The sequence below is a fragment of the Pantoea sp. JZ29 genome (assembly GCF_035190385.1).
Lineage (GTDB): Bacteria > Pseudomonadota > Gammaproteobacteria > Enterobacterales > Enterobacteriaceae > Pantoea > Pantoea stewartii.
Genome location: NZ_CP045241.1, coordinates 3,902,785 through 3,926,240, shown reverse-complemented (window position 1 = coordinate 3,926,240; position 23,456 = coordinate 3,902,785). Strand labels below are relative to the sequence as shown.

Sequence of the window (23,456 nt, the reverse complement as noted above, 5' to 3'; positions counted from 1 at the left end):
TCGGCAGGAGGATAAGTCCGTGGATGTGTAGCGCGTGGTGTTTCCGTTCTCGAAAGGAGATGACTCAAACCATGCGGGCGTCATGTTGCATAGATATGCCGTGACGCTTGCCCATCATGAAAGCTTTCAGCGGAATTCCAACTTATCGGGAAAGCGAATCAAGGTCAAATAGCGAGCCTGACACAGTTTAATCACGTCTTTATGTCGATAACCAAATGAATTTATTATGCTTTTGTGTCTAAATTGTGTCAGTTTTTCATTAAGCGGCAGAGAGGGAAATGTGAACTCTATCACTGTGCCAGTGGCGTGAAATCGCTGAAGTATGCTGGCGACAGGGTACTAAACAGCATCAAATGCTGCTACAGGCAGTGGAAGCGCAGGATGTATCTGTTTTTCTTATAGCAGCAAATTTGAATCAATAAGGGGCATGTGATTAGTAAAATTAATCAGGTCGCGTTGCTTAAAACTTCGAATAATGTGAATGGCTATGCATGAAAAACAGGGCGTCGTGACAATAAAGCCTTGTCAGACGGAAAAGAAGAGGTTGTATACGCGCGCCTGTTTAGCAGACGGCCCTACAGATTCATTGAGTTAGCACAATTAGTCAAGGGTTTTAGCAATAATGGGGCAAACGTCGGCGAAGCAACGGCGTTTTGCACCATATAAGTGCATGACGGTCGCGATCTCGCCGGATGCACTAAGACGACGGTGACGTAAATACGCTATCATGTGGCTGTTCTCACCCAGGGAGTGTTTATGAAACAGATTCGCCTGCTGGCGCAATATTATGTTGATTTAATGGTCAAGCTTGGCCTGATCCGTTTTTCGCTGCTGCTGGCGTCTGCACTGGTCGTGCTGGCCATGATTGTGCAGATGGCGGTGACCATGGTACTGCGTGGCCATGTCGAAAGTATCGATATGGTGCGATCGGTCTTTTTCGGTCTGTTGATCACGCCCTGGGCGGTTTATTTTCTTTCCGTGGTGGTCGATCAGCTGGAAGAGTCACGCCAGCGTCTTGCCAGGCTGGTGGATAAGCTGGAAGAAATGCGTACGCGCGATCTTGAGCTGAATCAGCAGATGAAAGAGACCATTTCCCGACTCAATCAGGAAATTGCCGATCGTAAAAAAGCGGAGCAGGCACGTGAGCAGGTCATGGCTAAGCTACGCGAAGAGGTGGCGCGGCGCGAGCAGGCGCAAATAGAGCTGGAACAACAGTCGTCTTTCCTGCGCTCTTTTCTGGATGCATCACCAGATCTGGTCTTTTATCGCAATATCGACAAGCAGTTCTCAGGCTGTAACCGCGCCATGGAGCTGCTGACTGGTAAAAGTGAAAAACAGCTTATCGGGCTCACGCCACATGATATTTATGACAATGACACGGCGACTAAAGTGTTGGAAACCGATGAAAAAGTCTTTCGTCATAACGTCTCGCTCACCTATGAGCAGTGGCTGCAGTATCCCGATGGGCGGAAAGCCTGTTTTGAAATTCGTAAAGTGCCCTATTACGACCGGGTCGGTAAGCGCAGCGGCCTGATGGGTTTTGGCCGCGATATAACCGAACGTAAACGCTATCAGGACGCGCTGGAGAACGCGAGCCGGGAAAAGACCACCTTTATCTCTACGATCAGCCACGAGCTTCGTACGCCGCTTAACGGCATTGTCGGACTGAGCCGCATTTTGCTGGATACCGATCTGAATCAGGAGCAGCTCAAATACCTGAAAACCATCCATGTCTCTGCTATCACCCTGGGCAATATCTTTAACGACGTCATCGAAGTGGACAAAATCGAGCGACGCAAGGTACAGCTGGACAACCAGCCGCTGGATTTCACCAGTTTCCTGGCCGATCTGGAGAATCTCTCTGGCTTGCTGGCGCAGCCAAAAGGCCTGAAGTTTGTCATGGCCCCGCAGTTACCGCTGCCCCATAAAATCTCAACGGATGGTACACGACTACGGCAGATCCTGTGGAACCTGATCGGCAATGCCGTGAAGTTTACTCAGCAGGGTGAAATCATCGTACGTATTGCCTATGAACAGGATGAAACGCTGCGCTTTGAGGTACAGGATTCCGGGCAGGGCATTCGCGAGGAAGAGCAGGACAAAATTTTTGCCATGTATTATCAGGTTACCGATCAGCATGGCGGCAAACCGGCAACCGGAACCGGTATCGGCCTGGCGGTCTCCCGCCGTCTGGCGCAGGCGATGGGCGGGGATATCAGCGTCAGTAGTGCACCGGGCCAGGGCTCCTGTTTTACCGTGGTGATTAAAGCGCCGCGTATTGCCGAGGAAGTAGAAGATGAAGGCGTTGACGATACGCTGCCGCTTCCGGCCCTGCACGTGCTGTTGGTGGAAGACATTGAGCTGAACGTCATTGTGGCACGCTCGGTTCTGGAAAAACTGGGATGCAGCGTGGACGTTGCCATGACGGGGCAAGCAGCGCTTGAGATGTTTGACCCGCTGGAGTTCGATTTGGTGCTACTGGATATTCAGTTACCGGATATGACCGGCATGGACGTGTCGCGTGCCATTCGTCAACGGTATCCTGATGCGCATTTGCCGCCGCTGGTTGCCTTAACCGCCAACGTATTGAAAGACAAAAAAGAGTATTTTGATGCGGGCATGGACGATGTGCTCAGTAAACCGCTTGCCGTACCTGCGTTAACGGCCATCATCAAAAAGTTTTGGGATGACCAACCCGGAAACGATGATCAGGCCGTTATGACGCCGGGCAGTCGTCAGTCCGATACCTTGCTGGACATTCCAATGCTTGAACAGTATCTGGAGCTGGTGGGACCCGGTCTGATTACGCAAAGCCTGACCATCTTCGAACAGATGATGCCGGGCTACCTGGAGGTACTGGACTCCAACCTGATGGCACGCGACGAAAAAGGCATTGCTGAAGAGGGCCATAAAATCAAAGGTGCCGCAGGGTCCGTTGGCTTACAGCATCTTCAACAGATCGCGAAACAAATTCAAAGCCCAGAATTACCGGCCTGGTGGGATAACGTGGGCGAATGGGTGGAAGAGCTGAAGCGTGAATGGCGGCACGATGTGCAGATATTGCGCGAGTGGGTGGCTGAGAAACAGCGGTGATCCAAAAAAATGACCCCAGCCGAGGCCGGGGTGCGCTAATACTGCGCCAACACCAGGGAAAAAGTCGCTGCTGCTATGCTTAGTGTTTTTCAAGGCAACAACGGGTATTGGTTAACACATGCAACACCTTATCAAATTCGAATTAGCTTGTGACAAGATTCATTAAAATTTGTGATGTTGAACAGCGTTTAAATACAGGAAACATTAATTTGCCAACATAGTCAAGAAAGGAATCAATTTTACCGTTACATTGGTTGTTTTTTGAACAAAAGTTCTGTTTTTTGTACGGGTTTAACCCAAATTTGTTAACAAAGCCTGTGTTAAGCCTCTTAACACAAATGATTCGTCACTGATGCGAACTAAATTGGCTATAAGCTTATGATAATAAAGAATAATGAAAGGATCGGGTCAGGAAGGTCCAAAACGTTTCGGAAAACGTCATCCGCCCTGGTGCTTAAAAGGTTTTATCAATAGAAAAGTTTGTAATGTTTGGGGAAACGTATTAATAAAAAAACATGTATTGCGGTGAAGAAATGCCATAAGTACGTTAATGCCTGCCGCATTGCTGCAGCCTGTGTTCAGACGCGCCCGAAATAAAATATAAGTTTTATGAAACATTGATGGCTGCAATTATCACGAATTAGTCTCATCGCCCTACAAGGAATGGTGTGAGACTTCGCAAATGGAACCGATTCCTTTTTAAGGGAACTTATTGAACTCATTCATACTATTGTTGCATCGCAGATGCATTTTCTTTGCCATATCATAAAGGTGACAGGTCCGGACGGCGAATTTTTCAGGAATGCTTTTTATCATCAGGGGTGATTACACCTGAAATTAATTAAAAAACGACATAATGATGAGACGATTGTATGAGTAAGCATAAAGGGAAGCTTTGGCAGGGTGTAAAGCGCATTGTGCTGCGCATTCTGCTGATTTGGGCAGGGCTGTGGCTGGCAGGTATTTTACTTTTTTCCTTTCTCCCGGTGCCTTTCTCTGCCGTGATGGCTGAACGCCAGATCGGTGCCTGGCTGCGTGGCGATTTCAGCTACATCTCACACTCGGATTGGGTGGGGACACAGGCGATGTCGCCCTGGATAAGGCTGGCCGTTATCGCGTCGGAAGATCAAAACTTTCCTCACCACTGGGGCTTTGATGTGGCAGCCATTCAGTCTGTACTGGACAGCGATGATAACCGGATGCGCGGTGCGTCAACGCTGTCACAGCAAACGGCTAAAAATCTGTTTTTGTGGGATGGACGTAGCTGGATGCGTAAAGGACTGGAAGCGGGTCTGACGGTCGGCCTGGAAACCGTTTGGACTAAACGCCGGATCTTAACGGTTTACCTGAATATCGCGGAGTTTGGTAAAGGGACCTTTGGTGTTGAGGCGGCGTCCCGGCGTTTTTTCAACAAGCCTGCCAGTCGCTTAACCATGTCAGAAGCGGCGTTACTGGCGGCCGTTTTACCTAACCCGCTGCGCTTTCGTGCCGACGCGCCGTCAGGCTATGTGCGTCAGCGCCAGCAATGGATACTCCGACAGATGCGCCAACTGGGAGGAGAGGGCTTCCTGCAGCGCAATCATCTGGACTGACGTTACTCTTCGTCGAAACCGGCTTCGAAGAGTTCAATGACGGCGGCCAGCGCGTCAGTTTCCTGGGGGCCGCTGGCTTCGATCTCAATATGGCCGCCCTTGGCGGAATCCAGCATCAGCAACGCGATAACGCTGCTGGCTTCGGCTTCTGTGCCGGCCTCGTTGCGTAACAGCACTTCGGCATCGAAACTTTGCACCAGTTCAAACAGCTTCATGGCGGGGCGTGCATGCATGCCCAGCTTGTTTCTGATTTCCACGGTTTGCTTAACGGTCATGATTTACGTTTTTCCAGTGTGCGATGACGGGACTGTACATTTTTACCCCGTGAGCGGAAATAATCAGCGAGCTGTTCTGCAATATACACCGAGCGGTGTTTGCCACCGGTGCAACCAATCGCCACGGTGAGATAGCTGCGGTTGTTCGTTTCCAGCATGGGCAGCCAGAGTTCCAGATAACTGCGTGTCTGATAAATGAAGTTATGGACTTCGGTATGACGATCCAGAAAAGCCGCGACGGGACGATCCAGCCCCGTCATCGGGCGCAGTTTGGGATCCCAGTGTGGATTGGGCAGGAAACGCACGTCAAAGACGTAGTCCGCATCAATGGGAATACCATGTTTGAAGCCAAACGACTCAAACACCATAGTCAGCTCCCGCTCGCGTTTACCCAGTAAGCGGGTACGCAACATCTCAGCCAGTTCATGCACCGACATCTCTGACGTATCAATGATCAAATCGGCACGCGAGCGCAGCGGCTCGAGCAGGTCACTCTCTTCATCAATCGCGCTTTCCAGCGACAGATTTTTGCTGGACAGGGGATGGAGGCGACGCGTATCACTGTAACGGCGGATCAGCGTATTGCGGTCGGCATCAAGAAACAGCAACTGGGGCGAGAATCCGGAAGGCAGATTATTGAGCGCGGTTTCAAAAATTTCAGGCGACTCAGGCATGTTACGCACATCGATACTCACCGCCGCTGAGATATTGCGCTCAACCAGTGATTCTGCCAGCTGAGGCAACAACACGACCGGCAGGTTATCCACGCAGTAAAAACCCATGTCTTCCAGCGCGCGCAGCGCCACTGATTTTCCTGAGCCTGACCGACCGCTGACGATCATCAGCACCATGACCTTCTCTCCCGTTTTAAAGCCGGCTCACGCCGGTAAATCACGCGCTTTATTGCTCTGTTTGTTCTTCGGTAATGATGGCATACAGCTCTTCATCGCTCTGCGCAGCACGCAGACGGCGGCAAACCGTTTTATCCGCCAGCCGTTTGGCGACTAACGACAGTGTATGTAAGTGAGTTTTACACTGGTCCGCGGGCACGAGGAGCGCAAAAAGGAGATCGACAGGCTGATTATCCACGGCATCAAATGCGATGGGTTGCTCAAGGCTGATAAAGACGCCGACGGCACGTAACGTATCCTCCTCCAGCTTGCCATGCGGGATGGCAATACCGTTGCCAATACCGGTACTTCCCATGCGCTCGCGGGTCAGTATCGCTTCAAACAGCGTTTGATGCGGCAGGTTGAGCTGCTTAGCGGCCAGTTCACTGATAATTTCCAGCGCCCGTTTTTTGCTTTGGCAGTGTACGCTGCTGCGGGTGCAGTCTGGCGAAAGCACTGTGCTCAGTTCCAGTGTTAAATCATTGTTCATTTTCGTTTCACTTGCGAGTTCACTTAGCCAGTAAACCGGTACGCGGTAATCACGTAGCGGAATCATGGCGCTGGCACAGATGACAAAACGGGGCGGTTAATCCGCCCCATCCTTTCAGCTCTGCGCGCCCGGCGCGCCTGCCAGCGTGAAGGTTAGTGTTTTTTTAACTTGTCTTTATATTTGGTCAGTTGACGGGCCAGCTTGTCAATCAGCCCGTCAATTGCCGCATACATATCTTCCGCTTCCGATGTGGCGTGCAGCTCGCCCCCGTTAACGTGCAATGTGGCATCAGCAACCTGTGTCACCTTCTCAACGTTCAGGACAACATATACCTGGTTGATATGATCAAAGTAGTGTTCCAGTTTGGCAAATTTCGCCGTGACGAATTCACGCAGTGGCTCGGTGATTTCAACATTTTGCCCGGTAAGGTTCAGCTGCATAGGTCTTCCTTCTCTCTGTTAAACCAACTGCTTACGTTGGTTTGAAGGCGGTATGGACAAAGACTCTCGATATTTTGCAACGGTACGACGTGCCACTATGATCCCTTGATCAGATAACATGGAGGTCAGTTTACTGTCACTCAAGGGCTTAGCGGGATTTTCCGCCGAGATTAATTTTTTTACCAGTGCCCGTATCGCAGTAGATGAGGCTTCGCCTCCTCCTTCAGTATTAACATGACTGGAGAAAAAATACTTCAGTTCAAAAATGCCACGCGGGCTGTGAAGATATTTTTGCGTGGTGACGCGGGAAATCGTGGATTCATGCATATCCACCGCCTGGGCAATATCGGCCAGCACCATCGGACGCATAAACTCTTCGCCCTGCTCAAAAAAGGCCTGTTGCTGTTCAACAATGCAGCGTGAGACTTTTAACAGCGTCTCATTGCGGCTTTCCAGACTTTTGATCAGCCAGCGCGCCTCCTGCAAATTACTGCGGATAAACTGACTGTCACTGTCATTACGCGCAGCACCGCCCATGGCGGCATAGTGCTGGTTGATTTTAAGCCGCGGCAGACTGTCGGTATTGAGTTCTACCGTCCAGCGCGTCGCAACTTTACGGACCAACACATCAGGAATAACGTATTCAGGTTCGCCAGTATTGATCGACTGGCCCGGACGTGGATCGAGCGACTGAATCAGCAGCATTGCCTCTTTCAGTACGTCTTCCTTTAAACGCGTGACGCGCATCAGGCTGCGGAAATCATGGTTGGCCAGCAGATCAAGATGATGGCTGACGATCAGGCGGGCTTCAGAGAGCGTTGGCGTTTCAGGCGCATACTGCGACAACTGTACCAGCAGGCAATCACGCAAATCACGTGCACCTACGCCGATCGGATCAAAATGTTGAATGCGCTTTAAAACGGCTTCAACTTCGTCCATTTCCAGCTCATCGTCGCCGATACTGTCGAGAATGTCTTCAAGCGAAACGGTAAGATAACCCGTATCGTCAATGGCATCGACGATAGACGTCGCGATCGCCCGATCGGTATCGCTAAACGGCGTCAGCTCAACCTGCCACATCAGATAATCTTGCAGCGACTGGGTGGTTTCGCCCTGGTAGATGGGCAGTTCGTCATCCTGATAGTCCGTACCGGTTCCTGATGGCGTTCCCGCGGTATAGATTTCATCCCAGGTCGCGTCGAGCGGCAGCTCTTCGGGCATATCCTTTTGTTCCAGCGCTTCACGCGTATCAAGTCCCGCTTCGCCTTCCTGATACTCTTTTGCGTCTATTTCTTCATGCTGTTCAGTCTGTTCAAGCAGGGGATTACTTTCCAGGGCCAGCTGTAGCTCTTGCTGAAGTTCAAGCGTAGAAAGCTGCAACAGACGTATCGCCTGTTGCAGTTGTGGGGTCATCGCCAGTTGCTGGCTGAGCCGGAGTTGTAAACCTTGCTTCATAGACAGGATGAATATTCCCGGGTAACCATCAGTATTAACGACACCTTATCAGAGTCTGAACTCTTCACCCAAATAAACACGTTTAACCTGCTCATCTGCAAGGACTTCATTCGGCGCACCGTGAGCAATCAGGTTGCCCTGGCTGACAATATAGGCCCGTTCACAGACCGCCAGCGTTTCACGCACGTTGTGGTCAGTGATTAACACGCCAAGCCCACTGTCGCGCAGATGTTCAATAATCTTTTTGATATCAATAACGGAAATCGGGTCAACACCGGCAAAAGGCTCATCCAGCAGAATGAATTTGGGATTTGCGGCCAGCGCACGGGCAATTTCCACACGGCGACGTTCACCGCCCGACAGTGACTGTCCCATATTGTCGCGCAGATGTGCAATATGGAACTCATCCATGAGCTCATTCGCCCGATCCTGTCGCTGTTCTTCGGTTAAATCATCACGAATTTGCAGCACGGCCATCAGGTTGTCGTAAACGCTCAGACGCCGGAAGATTGACGCTTCCTGGGGCAGGTAGCCGATACCGCGACGCGCACGCGCGTGGAGCGGCAGAATACTGATGTCTTCATCGTCGATGACAATGCGGCCCGCATCGCGCGGAACAATCCCGACCACCATATAGAAGGTGGTGGTTTTACCGGCACCGTTTGGGCCGAGCAGGCCGACGATTTCACCGGATTTTACCTGCAGACTGACGTCTTCAACCACGCGACGGCCTTTGTACGCCTTCGCCAGGTTTTCTGCGATTAATGTGGCCATAGTGATCAGTTACTCTTTTTTTCGCTATTGGTTGACGCGGGCTTGTCCTGCAACTGCGACGGCACCAGAACTGTGGTCACGCGCTTGCTCTGGCCCTGGCTGTAAGCCTGCATTTTTTGCTCTTTGACCAGGTAAGTAATGCGGTCGCCTTTAATATTGCTGTCCAACTGCTCAATGTACGCATTGCCCGTCAGCTCAACAAAGTCATTAGCAAGCTCGTAATGCAGTTTGGACGCGTGTCCCTGTACCGGTTTACCGTTGTCCTGCATCTGATAGAAGGTCGCCGGATTGCCGTAAGCATCAACGATAGTTTTTTTGCTGTCGCCGCCCGGACGGGTCACCACGACTTTATCTGCCGTAATCTTGATCGACCCCTGAGTCACGACCACATTACCGGTAAAGGTCGCGACGTTGCCTTGCAGGTCCAGCGACTGATTTTCAGAGTCGATATTAACGGGTTTGTCCGAGTCACCGGTCAGCGCCAGCGCCGGCAGGCTGGCTGCAAGCAGCAGGCTGGCCAGTAAAAACTTAATGCTGTTTTTGTTCATTTTGAATTTCATAAGAGGTTTTGACCTTTTCGAGTAACTCGGCTTGCTTTGTCCGTAAATTTCCACGCATTTTCATGCCGGTAGAGTTAAAACTGCGGCCATATAACGTCACCTGATCGTCCGAGGCGACGTCCTGAGTGACAAGATTGACCTGAGCGTTATCCGTTTTGATGCGCTCCAGTTCAGAATCTGGCGCCAGCGCATTCAGCTCAACATGACCATATAAATACAGCATACGATCTTTAGTGAGCTTTGCTTTATCTGAACGTACCGTCCAGGTCGGCATTTTATTCTCGTCGTAGGTTGTCATGACCGGATTATCAAACCAGCTGGTTCCCGTATTTTCGAAATACGTAACTTTGTCCGAGATCAGCTTATAAGCCAGGCCACCCTGAGGGTTGTAGACTAAGGTATGCGAATTGGCACTGGTGTAGGTTGGCGTTTGATCATTATTCATTACCGGTGCGCCATCGTCGCTGTCCCGGTTAGTGAAATTCCAGCCAATGAGCACCAGCGCAATCAAGGCCAGCCCCAACGTTATCCAACGCCTGCTTTTACTCATACTGATTGCCCTTTGGCATCCTCAAATTTATTTTGCGCCATCAAAATGAGATCGCACAGTTCACGCACTGCGCCGCGCCCACCGGCGATACGTGTGACGTAACGCGCTCGCGCTAACAGCAGCGGGTGCGCATCGGCCACCGCTACGCTGAGCCCTACTTTTGCCATAACTGGCCAGTCGATCAGATCGTCACCAATATAAGCCACCTGCTCGTCAGAGAGCGACAGTGTATCCAGAAGTTCGCGATAGGCCAAAAGCTTATCTGATTGCCCCTGATAAAGATGGCGAATCCCCAGCGTTTTGCAGCGGTCTTCCAGTAACCGGGCCGTGCGGCCGGTAATAATAGCCACTTCAATGTCCGAGGTCAGCAGGCAACGAATGCCGTAACCGTCGCGCACATTAAAGGTTTTCAGTTCTTCTCCACTGTTACCCATGTAGATCAGGCCATCAGACATCACGCCGTCCACATCGCAAATCAGCAGGCGAATGTGCCCGGCACGGGCCATAATGTCGGCACTGACCGGGCCGTAACATGTTTCTATAGCGGCAATCTCAGACTGCATTGTGTCTTCCTGTTTACACTACGCCTGCGCGCAGCATGTCATGCATATGTACCACACCCAGCAGATGGTCGTCATCGGCTACCAGCAGGGAGGTAATGTTTTTGGTTTGCATTAAATTCAGCGCATCGACGGCCAGCACGTTCGGACGTACGCGGATGCCGCCACGCGTCATGACTTCTGCAATGGTCGCTTTTTGAAAATCGATGCCCATGTCAAAGATGCGGCGCAGGTCACCATCGGTAAAAACGCCTTCAATCTTCATCAAATCGTCAACAATCACGGTCAGGCCCAGATTTTTACGGGTTATCTCCAGCAACGCATCCCGCAATGATGCATCCCGCGTGACGTGCGGTAACTCATCACCGCTGTGCATGATATCGCTCACGTGCAGCAGCAGTTTACGGCCCAGCGCACCGCCCGGATGCGACAGCGCGAAATCTTCAGGCGTGAAGCCGCGAGCCTCCAGCAGGGAGACCGCCAGTGCATCGCCCATCACCAGGGCTGCGGTGGTACTGGTTGTAGGTGCCAGGCCCATCGGACAGGCTTCCTGCGGCACCTTGACGCAAAGATGAATATCGGCGGCCCGAGCCATGGCGCTTTCAGGTCGACTGGTCAGGCAGATCAGTTTAATCTGCTGGCGTTTAACCACCGGAATCAGCGCCAGAATCTCGCTGGATTCACCGCTATTCGAAATGGCAAGCACCACGTCGTCTTTACCCACCATTCCCAGGTCGCCGTGGCTGGCTTCCGCTGGATGCACAAAGAAAGCCGGCGTGCCGGTGCTGGCAAAAGTCGCCGCCATTTTTTTACCAATATGACCTGACTTGCCCATGCCCATAACCACCACTTTGCCCTTACAGGCATAAATCATGGCGCAGGCGTCGGAAAAGGCCTCGTTGATATACTGGTCAAGCTGCTCAAGGCCTTCGCGCTCAATGCGCAGAACCGTTTTACCGGCTCGCTGAAAATCAAACTCTACCGTTGGTTGCTGATGTGACATGGCAAATCTGTCCTTTTTAGCCGCCCATAAACGCTGGCTGTAGCCACAGCAACGTTACCCAGACGAAGAAACCACAGAGTAAAAGCGTCCCCGCCGTACGGCCAATGCGGCGGTGGCGCAACAGACAAAGCATGGCGAACAGTACGCTTACGCCAAGCATTATCCAGTAATCGCGTGCAAAAGCGTGATAATCGACGCTGCCGGGGTGAATCAGTGCCGGCAGGCCCAACACGATAGCGAGGTTATAAATATTGGCCCCAATCAGGTTGCCAATCGCAATATCATCTTCGCCTTTCAACGCACCGGCGATGACCGTAGCCAGCTCCGGCAGACTGGTGCCGACGGCGATAAGCGTCAGCCCCATAACCAGTTCACTCACGCCAAAGTAGTCGGCAAAGACCGTCGCATTATCAATCACCATGTGTGTTGACATGGGCAGGATAATCAGGGCGACAGCCAGCCAGAGAAAGGCCACGGTGTTACCCGTTTCTTCGCGTGGCAGCTCAGCCAGTTGTTCACGCGTCAGCGTATCGTTATTGTCATTTTCTGCTTTACGCGCGATGTGAATAGTCACAATCAGATAAATCGCGGCGATGGCAATCAGGGCGATACCGTCCAGTCGACTAAGATAGTTATCAAACAGCGTAATACCGCTCAGTAATGAGACCAGCACCATCAGCGGCAGTTCACGGCGAATTAAGTTGGAATGGATGCTGAGCGGATGCAACAGCGCCGCGCCGCCGAGAATCAAAAGTATATTGGTGATGTTCGAACCAAGCGCGGTGCCCACCGCCAGATCCATTTGGCCATACTGCGCAGCGGAGAAGGAAAGGATGATCTCCGGAAGCGAGGTACCGATACTGACGACGGTCATGCCGATGATTAACGGTGGGATCCCGAACGATCGGCAAAGTATTGCAGCACTAAACACCAGACGATCGGCACCATAAGCCAGTAAAAGCAGTCCGATAATCAGCAGTGCGGTTGCGACGAACATGAAAAATCCTTGCTTAAAACCCCTGTTGGCTTGCCTTCAGGTTCGATGTGACAAAACAGGCGCTGATTTTGACCGTCCGAGCGACAAAAGTAAATTTTATGACCGTTTTCGCCAAATCTTTGCATTAAGTTTCTGTAAAGCTATCGTGCGTTTAACCTTAACAGGCTACCATCGTACCCTATGTTTACGCCCGATCCGTAATAGAGGTGATAATGATCCAACAAAAAACGAACCTGGTTGAGGTTCGTGGCGTGAGTTTCTCACGTGGCGATCGCAAAATTTTCGACGATATTTCCCTTACGGTACCCAAAGGCAAAGTGACGGCGATCATGGGGCCGTCAGGGATCGGGAAAACAACGCTGCTGCGCTTGATTGGCGGGCAACTTCAGCCTGACAGCGGCGAGATCTGGTTCCGGGACGAGAACATTCCGACATTGTCGCGCACCCGATTGTATGAAGCGCGTAAAAAGATGAGCATGCTGTTTCAGTCCGGTGCACTTTTTACCGATTTAACCGTCTACGAAAATGTGGCCTGGCCGCTTCGTGAACACACACGGTTGCCGGCGGCGCTTCTGCACAGCACAGTCATGATGAAGCTGGAAGCCGTGGGGTTACGGGGTGCCGCGCAGTTGAAACCTGCGGAGCTTTCGGGCGGAATGGCGCGCAGGGTGGCCCTGGCTCGGGCTATTGCTCTGGAGCCTGAGTTAATTATGTTCGATGAGCCGTTTGTAGGTCAGGATCCTATTACGATGGGCGTACTGGTTAAACTGATTGATGAGCTTAACCATGCACTGGGACTGACATGCATTGTGGTGTCGCATGACGTGCCTGAAGTGTTAAGTATTGCCGATTATGCTTATATCGTGGCGGGACAAAAAATTATCGCGCACGGGACCACGCCTGATTTGCGTGCCAACAATGACCCACGCGTGCGCCAGTTTATCGACGGCATTGCGGACGGGCCCGTACCGTTTCGTTTTCCGGCGGGCGATTATTTGGCCGATTTAACCGGGTCAGGGAGAAGCTAAGCTGATGTTGTTAAAAGCACTGGCGTCATTAGGACGTCGGGGGATTGGAACCTGCGCCAGCTTTGGGCGTGCCGGATTGATGCTTTTTCATGCGCTGGTCGGTAAACCCGCGTTTCGCAAACACTTCCCGCTGTTAGTCAAACAACTCTACAGCATTGGCGTCCTGTCTTTGGTGATCATTGTGGTCTCCGGGTTATTTATCGGCATGGTGCTGGGGTTGCAGGGCTATCTGGTATTAAACACCTATGGTGCAGAAACCAGCCTGGGCATGTTGGTGGCACTGTCATTGCTACGTGAACTGGGGCCGGTTGTCACAGCCCTGCTGTTTGCCGGTCGGGCAGGGTCGGCGTTAACGGCTGAGATTGGGCTGATGAAGGCCACGGAACAGCTGTCCAGCATGGAGATGATGGCGGTCGATCCTCTGCGCCGTGTTGTCTCACCACGTTTTTGGGCAGGCTTTATCAGCATGCCGCTGCTGGCACTCATCTTCACCGCCGTAGGGATTACCGGCGGCGCGCTGGTGGGCGTGAGCTGGAAAGGTATTGACCCTGGCTTCTTCTGGTCGGCGATGCAAAATGCCGTCGATTTTCGTAGCGATGTGGTTAACTGCATTATTAAAAGCGCCGTTTTTGCCGTCACGGTTACCTGGATCGCGCTGTTTAATGGTTACGATGCGATTCCGACCTCTGAAGGTATTAGTCGCGCCACGACGCGCACCGTGGTGCATGCATCACTGGCGGTCCTCGGTTTAGATTTTGTGCTGACAGCACTGATGTTTGGGAATTGATGCGATGCAAAGCAAAAAAAGCGAAATTTGGGTTGGCGTTTTTATGATCATGGCACTGTTAGCGGTGCTGTTCCTTTGCCTGCGCGTGGCGGATCTTAAATCGCTGGGGACAGAACCCACCTGGAAGCTGTATGCCACCTTCGATAATATCGGCGGCCTGAAAGTCAGTTCGCCTGTTAAAATTGGTGGTGTCGTGATTGGTCGGGTGACAGATATTTCACTTGAACCGAAAACATTACTGCCACGCGTCACGATGGATATCAGCGACAAGTATGCCAACCAGATTCCGGACACCAGTTCGCTGGCCATCCGTACTCAGGGCTTGCTGGGCGAGCAATTTCTGTCGTTAAACGTTGGCTTTGACGATCCTGAGCTGGGCTCGGCGATGTTAAACGATGGTGGCACGATACGTGATACCAAGTCGGCGATGGTACTGGAGGACCTGATAGGCCAGTTCCTGTATAAAAGCGGCGACAACAAAGGTAACAAGCAAACCGGTGACAGTAAGGATGCGCAGGGTGGCGATACTGCCGCTCCCGCAGCCGCTCAACCTTAACAGAGGGATAACATGATGTTTAAACGTTTTCTGATGATTGCCATGCTGGCGATCGCGCCATTGGCGGCGACAGCAGCCGATCAAAGCAATCCTTACACGTTGATGAATGAAGCGGCTAATAAAACTTTTACCCGCCTGAAAAGCAAGCAGGCGAAAATCAAGCAGGATCCCAACTACCTGCGTGATATTGTCCGCCAGGAGCTGCTGCCTTATGTGCAGATTAAATATGCGGGGGCGTTAGTCCTGGGCCGTTTCTATCGGGAAGCCACACCGGCACAGCGCGAAGCCTATTTTAAGGCTTTTGGTGATTATCTGGCTCAGGCCTATGGCCAGGCGTTAGCGCTTTATCACGGTCAGACTTACCAGATCGAACCTGCGAAACCGCTGGGCAATGCCAATATTGTCGCCATCCGCGTGACGATCATCGATCCTCAGGGCCGTCCGCCAGTGCGCCTGGATTTCCAGTGGCGTAAAAACAGCCAGACCGGTAACTGGCAGGCGTTCGATATGATCGCAGAAGGGGTCAGCATGATCACCACGAAACAAAATGAGTGGGGCGATCTGTTACGTACGAAAGGGATTGATGCATTGACTGCGCAACTTGAAGCGTCAGCGAAACAGCCAATCACACTGGATCAAAACAAATAATGCAGCCCTCACTGCACTGGAGCCGCGAGGCGAACACGCTACGGCTGGAAGGTGAGCTGGATCGTGACACGCTGCTGGATCTCTGGGAGCAGCGTGAAACGTTGATTAGCGGGGCGACGCTGATCGACGTTTCAGCTCTGGAACGTGTGGATACCTCAGGCCTGGCGCTGTTGGTCCACCTGCGGGAAATCGTCTCGCAGCAGGGCGGCGCGCTGCAGTTTGTTGGCATCGGTGACAAACTGCAGTCGTTGATCACCCTTTACAACCTGCAACAAATTATTGTTTCTGCGGATTAAAGCGCCTGTATTCGCCTTCTCAGCCTTAGCCCCGGTCGCCGACAGGGGCTTTTGCGTATTTAAGAATCAGGCACTTTCCTCTACTATGTCAGCCTTATTATTATTAAGTGAAGTTAAGAGCAATGGAAAACAGTGAAATTCAGGCTGTGCTGATGGCAGCACTGCCTTTAGAAGAAGTTCATGTCATGAGCAACGATGGCAGCCATTTCCAGGTGATCGCCGTGGGCGAACTGTTTGGTGAGTTAAGCCGCGTTAAGAAACAGCAGGCTGTTTATGCGCCGCTGATGGAATTCATTGCGGATAACCGCATTCATGCGGTATCCATCAAAACCTACACGCCTGCAGAGTGGGCGCGTGACCGTAAACTGAACGGTTTCTGATCCCCGCAAGGGCTGCGCCACCTGCGCGACCGTTTAATAGCCAGTTAATTGAGAACCGTGTTAATGGATAAATTTCGTGTGCAAGGCCCCACCCGTTTAAGTGGTGAAGTCACCATTTCCGGGGCGAAGAACGCCGCACTGCCAATTCTGTTTGCAGCTTTACTGGCCGAAGAGCCGGTTGAGATTACGAATGTGCCGAAGCTGCGTGACATCGACACCACTATGAAGCTGTTAACCCAGTTAGGTGCGAAGGTTGAGCGCAACGGTTCCGTTCACGTCGATGCCAGCGGCGTAGACGTTTTTTGTGCACCCTATGACCTTGTGAAAACCATGCGTGCCTCTATTTGGGCGCTTGGTCCGTTAGTGGCCCGTTTCGGTCAGGGCGAAGTCTCACTGCCCGGCGGTTGCGCCATCGGTGCGCGTCCGGTAGACCTGCATATCTCAGGTCTTGAGCAGTTGGGTGCCGAGATTAAGCTGGAAGAAGGCTATGTAAAAGCCTCAGTTAACGGTCGCCTGAAAGGGGCGCTGATCGTGATGGATAAAGTCAGCGTAGGCGCGACGGTGACCATTATGAGTGCCGCGACGCTGGCAACCGGGACCACGGTGATTGAGAACGCGGCGCGTGAACCTGAAATCGTGGATACCGCCAATTTCCTTAATACGCTGGGTGCAAAAATTTCGGGCGCAGGCACGGATAAAATCACCATTGAAGGCGTTGAGCGTCTGGGCGGTGGGGTTTATCGCGTCCTGCCAGACCGTATTGAGACCGGCACCTTCCTGGTGGCGGCTGCTATTTCGGGGGGGAAAGTGCTGTGCCGCAATGCGCAGCCTGACACTCTGGACGCAGTGCTGGCGAAACTGCGTGATGCCGGTGCAGACATTGAAACCGGTGAAGACTGGATCAGCCTGGATATGCACGGTAAGCGCCCTAAAGCGGTCAACGTGCGTACCGCTCCTCATCCGGGTTTCCCGACCGATATGCAGGCGCAGTTCACCCTGCTGAATTTGGTCGCGGAAGGCACGGGGCTAATCACCGAAACCATTTTTGAAAACCGTTTTATGCACATCCCTGAACTGATTCGTATGGGTGCTCACGCAGAAATTGAGAGCAATACCGCAATCTGTCACGGTGTGGAAACCTTGTCGGGCGCGCAGGTGATGGCGACGGATCTCCGTGCATCGGCAAGCCTGGTGCTGGCAGGGTGTATTGCGGAAGGCACAACGCTGGTCGATCGCATTTACCACATCGATCGGGGTTATGAGCATATCGAAGATAAGCTAAAAGCGATGGGCGCAAACATCGAGCGCGTCAGCGGCGAATAATGTTTCGGACAGGCCTGTAAAAAACCAGCCTGGCATACGGGCTGGTTTTTTTTCGTCTGGCACTAACCCGATGTTAGTTTTTGGTCGTCTGATCGGACGATCGCACACGTTTTTTTCGATCCAGTAGGCTGTTCGTTTCAGGATCGTAATAGCGGCTTGGCCATATCTCTGATGGGTGGACATTGATCGCATCAGCAATCAGCCATTCCCCTTTTGGCCATGGCCGTGAAAGGGCGTTAGCCAGTGTTGATGAGCTTAATCCTGCCTGGCGGGACAATGCCGCCAGCGTTGTACCACGTTTGCGCAGTGCGGCAATAATATCGGCAGGATGCCAGTCCTCTGTCCTTTTTTGCATTACTGTTTTCTCCTTGTCAGTGCGAAGCGCGCGGGGGATTCTGACGTGCTTTAAAATACATCTGGAAACTTATGGTGGTTTATATCAGAAAGTTTCCATAAGGTTCCAGTAATATTTCCGTAAGCAGACAGAACTGCGCGGCCTGACGCAAAAGGATGGTAATGACTGCAACAGCGGCGGGGGAAAGAAAGAAGACGAGGCCGTCAGGCCCCGTCAGCGATTAGAAATCGCGTTGAACCGACATGTGAGCCAGAGATTCCAGCGCTGTGCGCCATGGGGTTTCAGGCAGGATTTGTAATGCCGCGATGGCCTTATCCGCTTCCTGCTCAGCACGCTTGCGCGTCCATTCCAGAGAGCCGCACTGGTTCATTGCTTCCAGAACGGGAGCCAGTAAATGGCGGCCGTTCCCCTGTTCAATCGCCTCACGGATCATTTTAGCCTGTTCAGGCGATCCGTTGTTCATAGCATGAAGCAGAGGCAGCGTGGGTTTACCTTCGCTGAGATCGTCACCGGTATTTTTGCCCAGGGTTTCACCATCGGCACTGTAGTCCAGTAAGTCATCGATTAACTGGAAAGCCGTTCCCAAATAACGTCCGTAATCCTGCAGCGCTTTTTCCTGCGCTGGCGTCGCTTCCGCCAGGATCGCCGAGGCCTGAGAGGCGGCTTCAAATAAGCGCGCGGTTTTGCTGTATATCACCCGCATATAGCTCTCTTCGGTGATGTCGGGATCGTTGACGTTCATCAGCTGGAGCACTTCTCCTTCAGCGATCACGTTCACCGCCTCGGACATCAGCGCCAGAATGCGCAACGAGCCCATGCTGGTCATCATCTGGAAAGCGCGGGTATAAATAAAATCACCGACCAGTACGCTGGCCGCGTTACCAAATGCGGCGTTCGCGGTGGCTTTTCCACGGCGCATATCGGATTCATCCACGACATCGTCATGCAACAGCGTGGCGGTGTGGATAAATTCGATTAGCGCCGCGTTGGTCACGTGTAAATCGCCCTGGTAACCCATGGCGCGAGCAGACAGCACGGCAATCATGGGCCGGATGCGTTTACCGCCGCCACTGATGATGTAATAACCCAGCTGGTTGATGAGCGAGACATCTGAATTCAGCTGGTCGAGTATGGTCTGGTTAACGGCAGCCATGTCCTGTGCGGTTAATTCGTTAATCTGTTCTAAGTTCATTCGTCTTTTCAGCTATGACTCGTTTCTCTGCCATGGTAAGCGGTTTTACCCAGCCAGCGTTCAGTAATCTGTTACTGATTGTACTTGAATTTTCAGGTTGAGAAACGTTTGCATTGAGCCTGTGTTTTTTTTCTGCAAGAGTGTGCAAAGTGCTCTTGTCTTCTGTTTGAGTTTTGCGTAGAATTCGCGCCCTATTGTGAATATTTAGCGCGCCGCCTGATGAACTAAAAGGCAAGCGCAGAAGCGGAGTTTTATATGTACGCGGTTTTCCAAAGTGGTGGTAAACAACACCGAGTAAGCGAAGGTCAGACCGTTCGCCTGGAAAAGCTGGACATCGCAACCGGTGAAACCATCGAGTTTGACCAGGTTCTGATGATTGCAAATGGCGAAGACGTGAAAATCGGCGCGCCACTGGTTTCAGGCGGTGTGATCAAGGCAGAAGTTGTTGCTCATGGTCGTGGCGAGAAAGTTAAAATCGTTAAGTTTCGTCGTCGTAAGCACTACCGTAAGCAAGCTGGCCATCGCCAGTGGTTCACTGATGTGAAAATCACTGGTATCACGGCGTAAGAGGAGATCTGACAAATGGCACATAAAAAGGCTGGTGGTTCGACTCGAAATGGTCGTGACTCCAATGCAAAACGTCTGGGTGTAAAACGTTTCGGTGGTGAATCTGTTCTGGCAGGTAGCATCATCGTTCGTCAGCGTGGTACCAAATTCCACGCCGGTAACAACGTAGGTTGTGGTCGTGACCACACTCTGTTTGCTACCGCAGACGGCAAAGTAAAATTCGAAGTTAAAGGTCCGAACAACCGTAAATACATCAGCATCGTTGCTGAGTAAGGTTGTCGTGACGCAGACGGCTACCGTCTGAACGCACGAATTGAAGGCCCCGCAACTCTTGCGGGGCTTTTTACATTCTGCGACCTGTCGCCAGACAGGCGACATAGCCTGGCTGCGTGTTGTACACTTTATGTACATGCTGGCGAGAGCCAGTTTTGATTTATCCGCCGCTGGTCAGCGCAGAACGACCCTGGCGGACCCGTTTGCAGCCTGTTGCAGACGATTGTGTGACGGAGAAAGAAAATGAAGTTTGTTGATGAAGCGACAATTTTGGTCGTCGCAGGTGATGGCGGTAATGGCTGTGTCAGTTTCCGCCGTGAAAAATATATCCCAAAAGGCGGCCCGGACGGCGGTGATGGTGGTGACGGCGGTGACGTATATTTAGTCGCTGACGAAAACCTTAACACCCTGATCGATTATCGTTTCGAAAAATCTTTCCGCGCTGAGCGTGGTCAGAATGGTCAGAGTCGCGACTGTACGGGTAAACGCGGCAAAGATATTACGATTAAAGTCCCCGTCGGAACCCGCGTTATTGACCAGGGAACGGGCGAGACACTGGGCGATATGACGCGTCACCAGCAGACGCTGATGGTGGCAAAAGGCGGCTGGCACGGTCTGGGTAACACCCGTTTTAAATCCTCGGTCAACCGTACCCCACGGCAGAAAACCATGGGCACCGCAGGCGAGAAACGTGACCTGCAACTGGAGCTGATGCTGCTGGCTGACGTGGGCATGCTGGGCTTACCGAATGCCGGTAAATCCACCTTTATCCGTGCGGTTTCCGCTGCCAAGCCGAAAGTGGCTGATTATCCTTTTACCACCCTGGTACCCAGCCTGGGCGTTGTACGTATGGACAGCGAGCAGAGCTTCGTCGTCGCCGATATTCCGGGGCTGATTGAAGGTGCTGCAGAAGGCGCCGGTCTGGGGATTCGCTTCCTGAAACATCTGGAACGCTGCCGTGTTCTGTTGCACCTGATTGACATCGCCCCGATTGACGAGAGCGATCCGGTTGAGAACGCCCGTATTATTCTGGGTGAGCTGGAAAAATACAGCGATAAGTTATTCAACAAGCCGCGCTGGCTGGTGTTTAACAAAGTCGATCTGATTGATGAAGAAGAAGCACAGGCGCGCGCAAAAGCCATTGCTGAGGCGCTGGGCTGGGAAGAGAAGTACTACCTTATCTCGGCGGCCAGCCGTCAGGGCGTGACCGACCTGTGCTGGGATGTGATGAGCTTTATCAACGCCAATCCGAAAGAAGCGGACGTTGAAGAAAAACAGCCTGAGAAAGTGGAATTCATGTGGGACGACTACCACAAAGAAGCCCTCGAGAACGCGGCTGTTGAAGACGATGAAGAGTGGGATGACGACTGGGATGAAGATGACGACGAAGGCGTCGAAATCATTTATCAGCGTTAACACACTTTGCTGCCCCCTTCTGCCGGAATGGGGGCAGTTTTCTTTCCGGCCTGTCTTTGCCCGCTATCACGCCTTGCCGTTGATAACTCAAATGCCGCAGGCAGGGAACAAACCTCCTGCTACCCGCTTCGACGTATACGCCGAAATCCAGCGGGCAGGCGCTGGGTTCACCCGCGCAGCCCTGGCGTATGTCTGCCAGTTTCTTCATACAGCCTATATCTCACTATGCTTTCCCTCCTTCGCATAAAAGCCTGAGGTTCACTTACGTGGCTAACGTGTCGCGGCTCACGGCGTGTTTAATGGCCCGTGGCGTCAGCCCGAGGAACGTCACTAACGCGATGGCAGTAAGAATAAAACAGTGAGGCAAAGGGGAAGGGCGAACGCCTGTCAGGGCAATAAAAAAGCGCAGCGGCGTTGATCCCACTGCGCTTTTATCGACATCAGTTAGTAGTTCTTGTTGATATCGCGATAGAGCCGACTTTCGAACCGCACCAGTGGAATACGGCGCGTGCGCTGATCTTCCGGCGGTACCGCATAGCCGGACAGGAACTGCACAAACGCGACGCGCGCCCCGCTGGACGTGGTGATAAAACCGGCAAGGTTGTAAACGCCCTGCAGTGAACCCGTTTTGGCAGAGACTTTGCCATCCAGACCGGCTTCATGCAGGCCGCCGCGATATTGCAGCGTGCCGTCATGACCCGCCAGGGGCAGCATGGAAATATAATCCAGCTTGCTGTCATTTTGCGCAATGTACTGCAGCACCTGCATCATGGTGGCAGGAGAGATGAGATCGTGGCGCGACAAGCCGGAACCATCAACCTGAATACTGTTACCCAAATCGATATTCGCTTTTTCACGCAGGATACGGCGCACCGCGTCTGACCCGGCGCGGAAGGTGCCCGGCACATTAAAGTAATGATGGCCAATGGTGCGGAACACCGTGTCGGCGATCATATTGTCGGACTTCTTCAGCATCATATGCAGCAGCGTATGCAGCGGCGCAGACTGGGTTGAGGCCAGCACGGTGCCCGGCTCAGTGACCTGTGTCTGGCGCAGCAGATGTCCGCTGTAATCAATACCGGCGGAACGCAGTTCAGATTTCAGAATCTCGCCGGCCCAGGCGGCACCATCCTGAACGGCAAAGGCCAGCGGAAGGGGATCGCTACGCTGACGCAGACAGCCGGTCAGGGTATAGCGGTTCAGCTCACCTGGCACCACATCCAGTTCGCAATACTGACCCTCGCCACTGTTGCGCCCAATGGTGCGCACCTGGCTCAGCATGTGCGCCGGATAATAAGAGGCGATGCGCACGAAGGCGTTTTCGCCGGGCTTATCCGCACTGTAGAGCGACACGGAGAAACAGTTTTTATCGACGATAGCCGCAGCGGGCGGTGCGCTAAAGCACTGCGTCATATCGTTCCACGGCCAACCCGGCGCCGCATCATGGCTGGCAAACACCGAGGTATCAATGACCAGATTGCCTTTGATATGCGTGATGCCTTGTTTTTTTAAGGCTGCGACCATATTACGCAGATCCTGGCGGCCCAGCGTGGGATCGCCAGCGAAACGGGCAACAAGATCGCCATTCAGTGTGCCATCGATCAGCGCACCTTTGGTCTCAAAGGTCGTTTGAAAACGATAATCACCGCCCAGTTCCAGTAATGCCGCCAGCGCGGTGATGACTTTCATGGTACTGGCGGGAAGCGCCATCTGTTTCCCGTGGTAATCAATGATCGGCGTAGTTGCGCCCACTTTTTGCACCAGTAAAGCCAGGTTGGCACCATCTGGCAGATACTGCATGTATTCATCAACGGGTGCTGCTTGTGCCTGCAGCATAAACGCACAGGTTAATCCGGTAACAAGTCGTGAAAATCGCATAATCTCGCGGCAACTGACAGGTGAAGGCGACAATACTACGTCCCTGGACGGTGCAAAGTAAACGATGACCCGCAGGGA

General features: G+C 52.5%; 26 protein-coding genes. 12 read left to right on the top strand and 14 right to left on the bottom strand.

Annotated features, from left to right (window positions below):
* The first annotated feature begins 756 nt into the window (after positions 1-756).
* Both arcB and mtgA read left to right on the top strand, forming a co-directional pair.
* Positions 757-3,093 (top strand): aerobic respiration two-component sensor histidine kinase ArcB, encoded by a 2,337-nt coding sequence (gene arcB, locus GC090_RS18255; RefSeq protein WP_033739163.1) that lies wholly within the window; start codon positions 757-759, stop codon positions 3,091-3,093.
* An 872-nt stretch (positions 3,094-3,965) separates the two neighbouring features.
* Complete coding sequence (gene mtgA / locus GC090_RS18250) at positions 3,966-4,685, top strand: monofunctional biosynthetic peptidoglycan transglycosylase (protein ID WP_205957192.1); 720 nt, start codon at positions 3,966-3,968, stop codon at positions 4,683-4,685.
* Between the two features lie 2 nt (positions 4,686-4,687).
* Here the strand turns inward: mtgA and npr are convergent, their stop codons facing one another.
* The 11 genes from npr to GC090_RS18195 form a co-directional block, all read right to left on the bottom strand.
* A complete protein-coding gene (npr, locus tag GC090_RS18245; RefSeq protein ID WP_006121730.1) occupies positions 4,688-4,960 on the bottom strand; it encodes a PTS phosphocarrier protein NPr in 273 nt (90 codons plus the stop codon).
* Positions 4,957-5,811: an RNase adapter RapZ gene (gene rapZ, locus GC090_RS18240; RefSeq protein WP_006121731.1), complete on the bottom strand. Its 855-nt coding sequence runs from the start codon at positions 5,809-5,811 to the stop codon at positions 4,957-4,959. Before rapZ ends, npr begins: the two co-directional genes overlap by 4 nt.
* A gap of 49 nt (positions 5,812-5,860) precedes the next feature.
* A complete protein-coding gene (ptsN, locus tag GC090_RS18235; RefSeq protein ID WP_033739256.1) occupies positions 5,861-6,340 on the bottom strand; it encodes a PTS IIA-like nitrogen regulatory protein PtsN in 480 nt (159 codons plus the stop codon).
* A 152-nt stretch (positions 6,341-6,492) separates the two neighbouring features.
* Positions 6,493-6,780 (bottom strand): ribosome hibernation promoting factor, encoded by a 288-nt coding sequence (hpf, locus tag GC090_RS18230; RefSeq protein ID WP_006121733.1) that lies wholly within the window; start codon positions 6,778-6,780, stop codon positions 6,493-6,495.
* An 18-nt stretch (positions 6,781-6,798) separates the two neighbouring features.
* A complete protein-coding gene (gene rpoN, locus GC090_RS18225) occupies positions 6,799-8,235 on the bottom strand; it encodes an RNA polymerase factor sigma-54 (RefSeq protein ID WP_033739167.1) in 1,437 nt (478 codons plus the stop codon).
* 48 nt (positions 8,236-8,283) lie between these two features.
* Positions 8,284-9,009 (bottom strand): LPS export ABC transporter ATP-binding protein, encoded by a 726-nt coding sequence (gene lptB / locus GC090_RS18220; protein ID WP_324020604.1) that lies wholly within the window; start codon positions 9,007-9,009, stop codon positions 8,284-8,286.
* A gap of 5 nt (positions 9,010-9,014) precedes the next feature.
* On the bottom strand, positions 9,015-9,569 hold the full coding sequence (gene lptA, locus GC090_RS18215; protein ID WP_033739170.1) for a lipopolysaccharide ABC transporter substrate-binding protein LptA: 555 nt from the start codon (positions 9,567-9,569) through the stop codon (positions 9,015-9,017).
* Positions 9,538-10,119 carry an LPS export ABC transporter periplasmic protein LptC gene (lptC, locus tag GC090_RS18210; RefSeq protein WP_262959772.1) on the bottom strand — a complete coding sequence of 194 codons (582 nt, stop codon included), beginning with the start codon at positions 10,117-10,119 and terminating at the stop codon, positions 9,538-9,540. The genes lptA and lptC overlap by 32 nt, the downstream gene beginning before the upstream one ends.
* Positions 10,116-10,682 carry a 3-deoxy-manno-octulosonate-8-phosphatase KdsC gene (gene kdsC / locus GC090_RS18205; protein ID WP_039338895.1) on the bottom strand — a complete coding sequence of 189 codons (567 nt, stop codon included), beginning with the start codon at positions 10,680-10,682 and terminating at the stop codon, positions 10,116-10,118. The genes lptC and kdsC overlap by 4 nt, the downstream gene beginning before the upstream one ends.
* A 13-nt stretch (positions 10,683-10,695) precedes the next feature.
* Positions 10,696-11,682: an arabinose-5-phosphate isomerase KdsD gene (gene kdsD, locus GC090_RS18200; RefSeq protein ID WP_006121739.1), complete on the bottom strand. Its 987-nt coding sequence runs from the start codon at positions 11,680-11,682 to the stop codon at positions 10,696-10,698.
* Between the two features lie 16 nt (positions 11,683-11,698).
* Positions 11,699-12,679, bottom strand: coding sequence for a calcium/sodium antiporter (locus tag GC090_RS18195; protein WP_324020603.1), 981 nt, complete (start codon positions 12,677-12,679; stop codon positions 11,699-11,701).
* A gap of 212 nt (positions 12,680-12,891) precedes the next feature.
* Between GC090_RS18195 and mlaF the strand changes: the two genes are divergently transcribed.
* The 7 genes from mlaF to murA all read left to right on the top strand — a co-directional run bounded on the left by mlaF (position 12,892) and on the right by murA (position 17,697).
* A complete protein-coding gene (gene mlaF / locus GC090_RS18190; RefSeq protein ID WP_006121741.1) occupies positions 12,892-13,707 on the top strand; it encodes a phospholipid ABC transporter ATP-binding protein MlaF in 816 nt (271 codons plus the stop codon).
* A gap of 4 nt (positions 13,708-13,711) precedes the next feature.
* Positions 13,712-14,494, top strand: coding sequence for a lipid asymmetry maintenance ABC transporter permease subunit MlaE (gene mlaE, locus GC090_RS18185; RefSeq protein ID WP_006121742.1), 783 nt, complete (start codon positions 13,712-13,714; stop codon positions 14,492-14,494).
* A 4-nt stretch (positions 14,495-14,498) separates the two neighbouring features.
* Positions 14,499-15,050: an outer membrane lipid asymmetry maintenance protein MlaD gene (mlaD, locus tag GC090_RS18180; RefSeq protein WP_006121743.1), complete on the top strand. Its 552-nt coding sequence runs from the start codon at positions 14,499-14,501 to the stop codon at positions 15,048-15,050.
* A 15-nt stretch (positions 15,051-15,065) separates the two neighbouring features.
* Positions 15,066-15,698, top strand: coding sequence for a phospholipid-binding protein MlaC (gene mlaC, locus GC090_RS18175; protein WP_324021626.1), 633 nt, complete (start codon positions 15,066-15,068; stop codon positions 15,696-15,698).
* Positions 15,698-15,994: a lipid asymmetry maintenance protein MlaB gene (gene mlaB / locus GC090_RS18170; RefSeq protein ID WP_006121745.1), complete on the top strand. Its 297-nt coding sequence runs from the start codon at positions 15,698-15,700 to the stop codon at positions 15,992-15,994. Before mlaC ends, mlaB begins: the two co-directional genes overlap by 1 nt.
* A 122-nt stretch (positions 15,995-16,116) precedes the next feature.
* Positions 16,117-16,374 carry a BolA family iron metabolism protein IbaG gene (ibaG, locus tag GC090_RS18165; RefSeq protein ID WP_006121746.1) on the top strand — a complete coding sequence of 86 codons (258 nt, stop codon included), beginning with the start codon at positions 16,117-16,119 and terminating at the stop codon, positions 16,372-16,374.
* A gap of 63 nt (positions 16,375-16,437) precedes the next feature.
* Positions 16,438-17,697 (top strand): UDP-N-acetylglucosamine 1-carboxyvinyltransferase, encoded by a 1,260-nt coding sequence (gene murA, locus GC090_RS18160; RefSeq protein WP_006121747.1) that lies wholly within the window; start codon positions 16,438-16,440, stop codon positions 17,695-17,697.
* A gap of 73 nt (positions 17,698-17,770) precedes the next feature.
* On the opposite strand, the gene GC090_RS18155 is transcribed toward murA, so the two are convergent.
* Positions 17,771-18,052, bottom strand: coding sequence for a helix-turn-helix domain-containing protein (locus tag GC090_RS18155; protein WP_006121748.1), 282 nt, complete (start codon positions 18,050-18,052; stop codon positions 17,771-17,773).
* Positions 18,053-18,272: 220 nt separating this feature from the next.
* On the bottom strand, positions 18,273-19,244 hold the full coding sequence (gene ispB / locus GC090_RS18150) for an octaprenyl diphosphate synthase (RefSeq protein ID WP_006121749.1): 972 nt from the start codon (positions 19,242-19,244) through the stop codon (positions 18,273-18,275).
* 255 nt (positions 19,245-19,499) lie between these two features.
* On the opposite strand from ispB, the gene rplU reads away from it, so the two are divergent.
* From rplU to cgtA, 3 genes are all read left to right on the top strand, one after another.
* On the top strand, positions 19,500-19,811 hold the full coding sequence (rplU, locus tag GC090_RS18145) for a 50S ribosomal protein L21 (protein WP_006121750.1): 312 nt from the start codon (positions 19,500-19,502) through the stop codon (positions 19,809-19,811).
* A 15-nt stretch (positions 19,812-19,826) separates the two neighbouring features.
* Positions 19,827-20,084 carry a 50S ribosomal protein L27 gene (rpmA, locus tag GC090_RS18140; protein WP_006121751.1) on the top strand — a complete coding sequence of 86 codons (258 nt, stop codon included), beginning with the start codon at positions 19,827-19,829 and terminating at the stop codon, positions 20,082-20,084.
* Between the two features lie 243 nt (positions 20,085-20,327).
* Positions 20,328-21,500, top strand: a complete 1,173-nt coding sequence (gene cgtA, locus GC090_RS18135) for an Obg family GTPase CgtA (protein ID WP_033739183.1) — start codon at positions 20,328-20,330, stop codon at positions 21,498-21,500.
* 444 nt (positions 21,501-21,944) lie between these two features.
* Here the strand turns inward: cgtA and dacB are convergent, their stop codons facing one another.
* Positions 21,945-23,378 (bottom strand): serine-type D-Ala-D-Ala carboxypeptidase, encoded by a 1,434-nt coding sequence (gene dacB / locus GC090_RS18130; RefSeq protein ID WP_033739262.1) that lies wholly within the window; start codon positions 23,376-23,378, stop codon positions 21,945-21,947.
* Positions 23,379-23,456 lie beyond the last annotated feature (78 nt).